This window comes from Protofrankia sp. CiP1_Cm_nod3 (genome assembly GCF_982290655.1).
In genome coordinates this window covers 2,731-10,670 of record NZ_CEVIVD010000156.1, presented here as the reverse complement: position 1 = coordinate 10,670, position 7,940 = coordinate 2,731, and the positions used below count along the sequence as shown (strand labels likewise).

Below are 7,940 nucleotides of genomic sequence, written 5' to 3'. Positions count from 1 at the left end.
TCTCCCGGTGGCGTTCGACGGTCCGCCAGACCTCCTCCAGACCCGCACCGGTCATGGCGCTGCAGATCAGCACCGGTGTGCTCCAGCCGCCGTCACCGGCCCGCAGGAGCCGCAGAGCGCCGGCCAGCTCCTACGCGGCGACGCGCGCGCCCCCCTCGTAGGGACCGTCGGCCTTGTTGACGCGACGATGTCGGCGAGCTCGAGCACCCCCTTCCTGATGCCCTGCAACTGATCGCCGGTACGCGCCAGGCACAGCAGCAGAAAGGTGTCGACCATCCCGGCGACGGTCACCTCGGACTGCCCGACACCGACCGTCTCGACCAGGACGACGTCGTAACCGGCCGCCTCCATCACCACGATGGACTCCCGGGCCGCCCGGGCCACCCCACCGAGGGTCCCCGACGTCGGCGAGGGGCGCACGAACGCGGCCGGGTCGGTCCCGAGCCGGGCCATCCGCGTCCGGTCACCCAGGATGCTGCCGCCGGTACGGGTCGACGGCGAGCACGGCCACAGTGTGCCCGCAACCGGTCAGATAGGTGCCGAGCGCGTCGATGAACGTCGACTTCCCCACCCCCGGCACCCCGGTGATCCCGACGCGCCGGGCGTGCCCGGCGTGCCCGGCGAGTTCGGCGCGCAGCGCGGGCACGAACGTCAGATGGCCGGCGGCGAACGAGGAGACCCCGATGATGTGCACATCGGCCTCGACGGCCTGCCGCGCCACCTCCGCCGGGGCCTGGAACAGCGGGCCCACGTCCACGTCGAACCCGAGGTCGGCGAAGGCGGACGCGATCACCTGCTGGCCGCGGTCGTGCCCGTCCTGCCCCATCTTCGATCCGGAGCCCGGACTCAGGCCCGTACCGCACGACACCCCCGGACGCCGTCCGCCACGACCGGTACAGCTCGTCGGTCTCAGTCATACGCTCTCTCCTCGCAGGTCCGGACCACCAGGCCCAGCGGCAACCGGGATCGGGAACGGCGGAGAGCGTCACAGCACGGGAAGCGGAACCGGCTCCGGAACCGGCTATAGGACCGGCAGGCCGGCACACGCTCACAGCTCCCGGCCCACGGTGCGTGCCCGCCGGTAAGTCGCGGGCCGCAGGGTATCGCTTGAGACCGCGCGGTATCAGCCGACATTGTTGGATGTCCTACCGTGCGGGCCGCCGGGTCCCGCCGGGCACCGGAGGGAAAGCGATGAACGACGTACTGCTCACCGTCCGCGGCCGGCTGGGCCGGATCACGCTCAACCGGCCGAAGGCCATCAACGCGCTCAGCCACGGCATGCTGCGCCGCATCGCCGACGCCCTGACCGCCTGGGAGCACGACGAGCGCATCCGGGCGGTACTGATCGACGGTGCCGGCGAGCGGGGGCTGTGCGCCGGCGGTGACATCCGGTCCATCTACGACGACGTCAGCTCCGGCGGCAGCGCCGCGCTGGGCTTCTGGGTCGACGAGTACCGGCTCAACGCCCGCATCGGTCACTACCCGAAACCGTATGTCGCGCTGATGGACGGGCTGGTCATGGGCGGGGGCGTCGGCGTCTCCGCGCACGGCAGCGTACGGGTGGTCACCGAGCGCTCCCTGGTCGCCATGCCCGAGGTCGCCATCGGCCTCGTGCCCGACGTCGGCGGAACCTATCTGCTGTCCCGGATGCCCGGCCAGTCGGGCACCCACATCGCGCTCACCACCGCGCGGATATCCGGCGCCGACGCCATCCAGCACGGGCTGGCCGATCACTACGTGCCCAGCGGCCGGCTCGGCGCGCTGGTCGACGCGCTGGGCAGCGGTGACGAGCGCGACCCGGTCGAGGTGGTCCGCTCCTTCGCCGAGCCGCCCCCGGCCAGCGCGCTGGCCGCGCAGGCGGGCTGGATCGACCACTGCTACGCGGCGGGGACCGTCGAGGAGATCCTGGGCCGGCTGAACGAGCACGGTGGGCCGGCCGCCGCCGCGGCGGAGGAGATCGCGAAAAGATCGCCCACCGCGCTCAAGGTCACCCTGCGCTCGCTCCGGTCGGCCGCCGAGCTGCCCAGCCTGGAGGCGGTGCTCGACCAGGAGTACCGGGTCTCCAGCACCTGCCTGCGCTCGCACGACCTCGCCGAGGGCATCCGGGCCCAGGTCGTCGACAAGGACCGCCGTCCCCGCTGGTCACCGGCGGCCCTGGCCGAGGTCAGCGACGAGGCGGTCGCCAGCTTCTTCGCGCCCCTGGGCGCCGGCGAACTCGGGCTCGCCACCGCCAGGGTGTCGATTGTCACGGGTCAATGACCCTCCGATTCAGGAAATGCGCTCCGACGCGAACGGCTGCCGGCGGGCGCTGTTACCATTGTTTCCATGAGCCATTCCCGACCGTATGCCCGGACGCCATCGTCAACGAATTCCCACGGATCGGACGGAGCGGACGGCGCGGCCCCGGAGCTCGTCGTTCTTCTCAGCCCGTCCGGAGAGGCGGTCGGAGTCGCCCCGAAAGCCACCGTCCACGGGCCTCGGACGCCGTTGCACCTGGCGTTCTCCTGCTATGTCTTCGATGATGCCGACCGCGTACTCGTCACCCGGCGGGCTCATGCGAAACGCACCTGGCCAGGGGTGCTGACCAACACCTGCTGTGGCCATCCGGCCCCTGGTGAGGATTTCCGGACGGCCGTCTCACGGCGGCTGGCCGAAGAACTGAACCTGCACGTCCAGCGCATCGACCTGGCCCTGCCGACGTTCCGCTACCGCTGCGTGATGGCCGACGGCACCGTGGAGAACGAGATCTGCCCGGTGTTCTTCACGCAGGCGTCAAGCGATTTCCGGATCAACCCCGAGGAGGTCGCCGAGGCATACTGGGCACCATGGCCGGCGTTTTCCGAGGACGTTCTGGACGGTTCTCTGAAGATATCACCCTGGTGTCGCCTGCAAATGGCACGGCTGCGCACGCTCGGGCCCTCGCCCCGGCACTGGCCGGTGGCACCGGACGAGGCGCTCCCCCCGGCCGCCCGGCAGAATTCCAGAAACCATCGGGGATAAGCCGGGGCGGGATTCCGTGCCACCGCGGAAGCCGCTCCGGCAGCCCGCCCCCGTCAGTCCGTCACCTCCGCGTCGGGCTCCCCCACCGGCGGCACCGGGTGCCGGATGCCGCGGATGCCGGATGCCGGATGCCGGATGCGGGGCGGCCTCAGGCGGTGGCGGCCGGCGGCCGGCGGTGGCGGAGCAGGCGCCGGCCGCAGCCGAGCATGTGGCCACGCAGCTCCTCGTCGCCGATGTCGGCGACCTGCGGGCCGAACCCGGCCTCGCGCAGCCCGGAGAGCAGGATGCTCGCGGCCACGATGCCGCCGGGATCGGGATCAGGCCCCGTGAGCAGCACCAGGATCCGGTTGCTCAGCTCGGGGAACGCCCCGTGTTCGCTCAGGACGTGCGCGACCGCGAGGTCACCCTGGAGCACGGCGTAGAGCGACCGGTTACGGATGATCAGATCGATGATGCCGGCCAGCACGGTCTCGACCTGGGCGGCACGGGAGCGCTTCCGCTCGGCCTCGCTCGCGATCGCGGCGAGCTCCTCGATCGCCGGGTTGACCACCGCGAGGACGATGTCGTCCTTGGTCTTGTAGTGGTAGTAGACGGCCGCCTTGGTCACGCCGAGCGCATCCGCGATCATCTGTAGTGACGTCCCGCTGACGCCTCGCTCGGCGAAGAGGTCCAGGGCCGCCGCGAGCAGCTTCTTCCGCCCCGTCCCCTCCCGAGGGCCCGCCGGTTCGAGCTGTGTCGCCACCGCCTCCGACCTCCTGTCCGTCTGTCCGTCTGTCCGTCTGTCCGTCTGCTCGTCCGGATTGTCCTGGCTGCGCGGGCCGCCTGTCCGGCTGATCCCCATCCGCGCGGACGATCTGGGCGCCATCACCAGGCATCATCTCGCGCGACAGGCGGGCCGACAGGTCGGCCGAAGCGCAGCTGACAGAGCAGCACTGTCGCGTCCTGCGCGCTCATCGATCTTAATGCTAGCCGAACGGCAGGTCGGTAACCAGCCGATCAGCTTGCCATTTCCTAGACGAACGGCTAGCTTCCTTTTGGAGAAGACCTGCCGATCGGCTAGTGACGCTGGCAAGCGGCGCTCATCCGCAGCGCCCTGTCGACCCAAGGAGAAGATCCGTTGGCCACCTACCTGTACCGGCTCGGACGCACGGCCTACCGCCGCCGGCGGCTGGTCGTCGCCCTGTGGGTCGTCGTGCTGGCCCTCATCGGGGCCGGCGCGGCGACCCTGTCCGGCCCGACCTCCGACACCTTCTCCATCCCGGGGACCGAATCCCAGAAAGCGGTCGACCTGCTGCGGGAACGCATGCCCGGCGCCGGCGCCGACGCGGCCACCGCGCGCGTGGTCTTCACCGTCACGGACAGTCCGCTCACCGAGGGTGCGCGCAGACAGGCCGTCACCGACACCGTCCAGCGGATCACCAGGGCGCCGCAGGTGGCCCAGGCCAGCGACCCGTTCCTCCGGGACGGTGTCTCCCGGGACGGGCGCACCGCCTACACGCAGGTCGCCTACAAGGTGCAGCCGGGCGAGGTCACCGACGAGGCCAGGGACAGCCTGTTCGCCGCCGCCACGACGGCCCGCGACGCCGGGATCGGCGTCGAGTTCGGCGGCACCGCGGTGGAGGGGGCGCCCGAACAGAGCGCCACCGAGGTCATCGGCCTGGCCGTGGCCGCCGTCGTGCTCGTCATCACCTTCGGCTCGCTGGTCGCGGCCGGCTTCCCCCTGCTCACCGCGCTGCTGAGCGTGATGATCGGCATCGGGTGCGTCCAGATCGCCACCGGGTTCATCGACATCGGCTCCAGCACCCCGACGCTCGCCCTGATGCTCGGCCTGGCGGTCGGTGTCGACTACGCGCTGTTCATCACCTCCCGCTACCGGCACGAGCTCTCCCTGGGGTCCGACGGCGAGCAGGCCGCGGGCCGCGCGGTGGGCACCGCGGGCTCGGCGGTGGTGTTCGCCGGTCTGACCGTCATCATCGCGCTGGCCGCGCTGTCGGTCGTGGGCATCCCGTTCCTGACGTCGATGGGGCTGGCCGCCGCCGGCACCGTCGCCGTCGCCGTGCTCGTCGCGCTCACCCTGCTGCCCGCCCTGTTCGGCTTCGCCGGGCGGCGGCTGACCGGCGGGCGCATCCCCGGGCTGCGCGCCCGCGACCCCGAAGGCGACGGCGGCGGCCCCACGGCGGGCCAGCGGTGGGCACGCCTGATCGTGCGGCGTCGCGGCATCGCCGTCGCCGTGTCCGTGCTGGCCCTGGGCCTGCTCGCCGTGCCCGCGGCCGATCTGCGCCTCGGCCTGCCCACCGACGCCACGGCCGCGCCGGACAGCACCCAGCGCCGGGCCTACGACCAGCTCACCGCCGGGTTCGGGGCGGGTTTCAACGGCCCGCTGCTGCTCGTGGTGGACGGCACGGCCAGCGCCGACCCGCACACGGCCGTCGACGAGGTCTCCCGGACCATCGCCGGGCTGCCGGGCGTGGCCGCGGTGACCGCGCCGACGTTCAGCCCCGCGGGTGACACCGCGACGCTGTCGGTGACCCCCGCCTCCGGGCCGAGCGAGGCCGCCACCGAGGACCTGGTGCACACCATCCGCGGCCAGGCGGCGGCGATCAGGGCCGCCACCGGCGCCAGCACCGCGATCACCGGTGAGACCGCGATCAACATCGACGTGTCCGAGAAGCTCTCCGACGCGCTGCTGCCCTACCTCGCGGTCGTCGTCGGGCTGGCGTTCGTGCTGCTCGTCCTGGTCTTCCGCAGCGTCCTCGTGCCGCTGAAGGCGACCGCGGGCTTCCTGCTCAGTGTCGTCGCCACGTTCGGCGCGGTGGTGGCCGTGTTCCAGTGGGGCTGGCTGATGGACGTCCTCGGCGTCGCGACGACCGGCCCCATCGTCAGCATCCTGCCGATCTTCCTCATCGGTGTCCTGTTCGGCCTGGCCATGGACTACGAGGTCTTCCTGGTCACCCGGATGCGCGAGGAGTTCGTCCACGGCCTCGGGCCGGACGACGCGGTGGTCACCGGCTTCCGGCACGGCGCCCGGGTCGTCACCGCGGCCGCGATCATCATGATCAGCGTGTTCGCCGGGTTCATCCTGTCCGATCAGGCGATCATCCAGTCGATCGGCTTCGCGCTCGCCTTCGGCGTGCTCGTGGACGCGTTCGTGGTGCGGATGACCCTGGTGCCGGCGGTGATGTCCCTGGCCGGGCGGCACGCCTGGTGGCTGCCGGCATGGCTGGACCGGCTCCTGCCCGACATCGACGTCGAGGGCAAGAAGCTCCTCGGCCCGCCGGCCCTGCCCGAGCAGCGGGCCCACGCCACCACGTCCGCCGGGGGCCCCACCGCACCCCACGACCTGCCCGCGACCGTCCGCCATCCCTGACCGCGGCGGCCCACGGCTACCCGGAGCGGCGGCTCCACACGGGGACGAAGCGCTGGCCGCGGACCTCGTAGACGGTCACCACCGACGTCAGCGGGTCGCCCCAGGCGTCGAAGCCGACCTCACCGGTGACACCGGGGAAGCGGCCCTGCCCGACAGCGGTGACGATCGCCGCCCTGGCGGCCTCGTCCACCATGTCGCGGCCGGGCAGGACGCCGGCCGCGGCCCGCAGCAGCGCCTGCGCCGCGTCGTAGGCGTAGGCGGCGACCGAGGGGATCCCGTCGACGCCCGGCGCCGGGGAGGCGGCCGGTGAGGCCGGCGCGACGGCGTGGCCGCCGTCGCGGGCCTCACCGTCACCAGCCGGTCCGGCCGCCGCCGGGCTACCGCCGGCCGGACCACCAACAGACGGACCGGCAGCAGACGGACCGGCGACAGACAGGCCACCAGCGGGCGGGGCGCCAGCAGACGGAGCGCCAGCGGGCGAGACACCGCCAGCCGGAGCGCCGGTAGCCGGGCTGCCGCCGTCCTTCTCCGCCGGCCAGCGGCCCAGGTAGGCGGCCGCGAACCGCCCGGCCGCCGGCAGCGCGGACAGGGGCGCACCAAGATCGGCGATCAGGTCTCCTTCGGCGGTGTCCCGCGTCCGCTCGAGGTAGTGGGAGTCGAACAGCCCGTCGGAGCCCAGGATGGACACGGCCGGGCCGTGCTCGGCCAGTTCCTCGCGCAGCTTCCCGGCAAAGGCGGGGCCGGTCGCCACGTACACCAGGTCCGGTGCCTCGGCGCGCAGGGAGCGGGCCACCTGTTCGACCTCGGCCGTGTCGTCGGTGCTGCCGTCGACCCGGTGCGTCCCGGTGACGGCCGCGCCGAGCCGGGCAGCCTCGGCGGCGAACCGCCGCGCGAGCGAGATACCGAAGTCCGGGCCGCCGTCGACCACCGCGATCCGCTGGCGGCCACTGGCCCGCACCGCGAACTCGGCGGCGTCACGGGCCGCGAGCACATCCGTCCCGCTCAGCCGGAAGTAGGTCCGGTACGGCCTGCTCCGGGCCGTCGACGGGGCCGGCGCGGCCGACGAGGGGGCGCCGGTCAGCTCGGGCTGGCTGTTGGACGGCGAGACCACCGCGATCCCGGCGGCGTCCAGGGTGGGCAGGGCGACCATCGCGACCGTGGAGCTCAGCGGCCCGACCACGCCGATCAGGGTCTGGTCGGCGGCGAGCGTCCCCGCGGCGCGGGCGCCGCCGTCCGGCCTGGACAGGTCGTCCTGGACGCTCAGCCGGACCTTCCAGCCCGGGATCGTGCCCTGGGCGTTCGCCTCGTCGACCGCGAGGCGAACGGCGTTGCGCACTGCCGTACCCACGGATGCGCGGTCCGCGGACAGCGGTGCGATCAGCCCGAGCGTGGCCGTCCTGGTCCGCGTGGCGGACGGCCCGTGAGCCGGCGAACCGCCCGTGAGCGCCACCGCGAGAACGGCCACGAGGACCACGATCACAGCGACCACAACGGCGAACACCCGGTGTAGCCGCCGCCGCGGCCCAGTGACGAACAGCCGTCCGAGCATGGCTGTCAGCCGTCCGACCATGTT

At 72.8% G+C, this 7,940-nt stretch carries 5 protein-coding genes and 1 pseudogene; 3 read left to right on the top strand and 3 right to left on the bottom strand.

Annotated features, from left to right (window positions below; translation table 11 throughout):
• A pseudogene (meaB, locus tag AC5LUJ_RS20750) lies at positions 1-826 on the bottom strand (methylmalonyl Co-A mutase-associated GTPase MeaB); the annotation flags it as partial.
• A 365-nt stretch (positions 827-1,191) separates the two neighbouring features.
• Here meaB and AC5LUJ_RS20745 point away from each other — a divergent pair.
• Together AC5LUJ_RS20745 and idi are read left to right on the top strand one after the other, a co-directional pair.
• A complete protein-coding gene (locus AC5LUJ_RS20745) occupies positions 1,192-2,259 on the top strand; it encodes an enoyl-CoA hydratase/isomerase family protein (RefSeq protein WP_250281052.1) in 1,068 nt (355 codons plus the stop codon).
• A gap of 66 nt (positions 2,260-2,325) precedes the next feature.
• Positions 2,326-3,000, top strand: coding sequence for an isopentenyl-diphosphate Delta-isomerase (idi, locus tag AC5LUJ_RS20740; protein ID WP_250291103.1), 675 nt, complete (start codon positions 2,326-2,328; stop codon positions 2,998-3,000).
• 148 nt (positions 3,001-3,148) lie between these two features.
• On the opposite strand, the gene AC5LUJ_RS20735 is transcribed toward idi, so the two are convergent.
• The gene (locus AC5LUJ_RS20735) at positions 3,149-3,742 is read right to left on the bottom strand and encodes a TetR/AcrR family transcriptional regulator (RefSeq protein ID WP_250281057.1); all 594 of its coding nucleotides are present in this window, start codon (positions 3,740-3,742) and stop codon (positions 3,149-3,151) included.
• Between the two features lie 375 nt (positions 3,743-4,117).
• On the opposite strand from AC5LUJ_RS20735, the gene AC5LUJ_RS20730 reads away from it, so the two are divergent.
• Positions 4,118-6,367 (top strand): MMPL family transporter, encoded by a 2,250-nt coding sequence (locus AC5LUJ_RS20730; protein ID WP_493465560.1) that lies wholly within the window; start codon positions 4,118-4,120, stop codon positions 6,365-6,367.
• 16 nt (positions 6,368-6,383) lie between these two features.
• Here AC5LUJ_RS20730 and AC5LUJ_RS20725 read toward each other — a convergent pair.
• On the bottom strand, positions 6,384-7,940 hold a 1,557-nt coding region (locus tag AC5LUJ_RS20725; RefSeq protein WP_493465559.1), incomplete at its 5' end, for a branched-chain amino acid ABC transporter substrate-binding protein.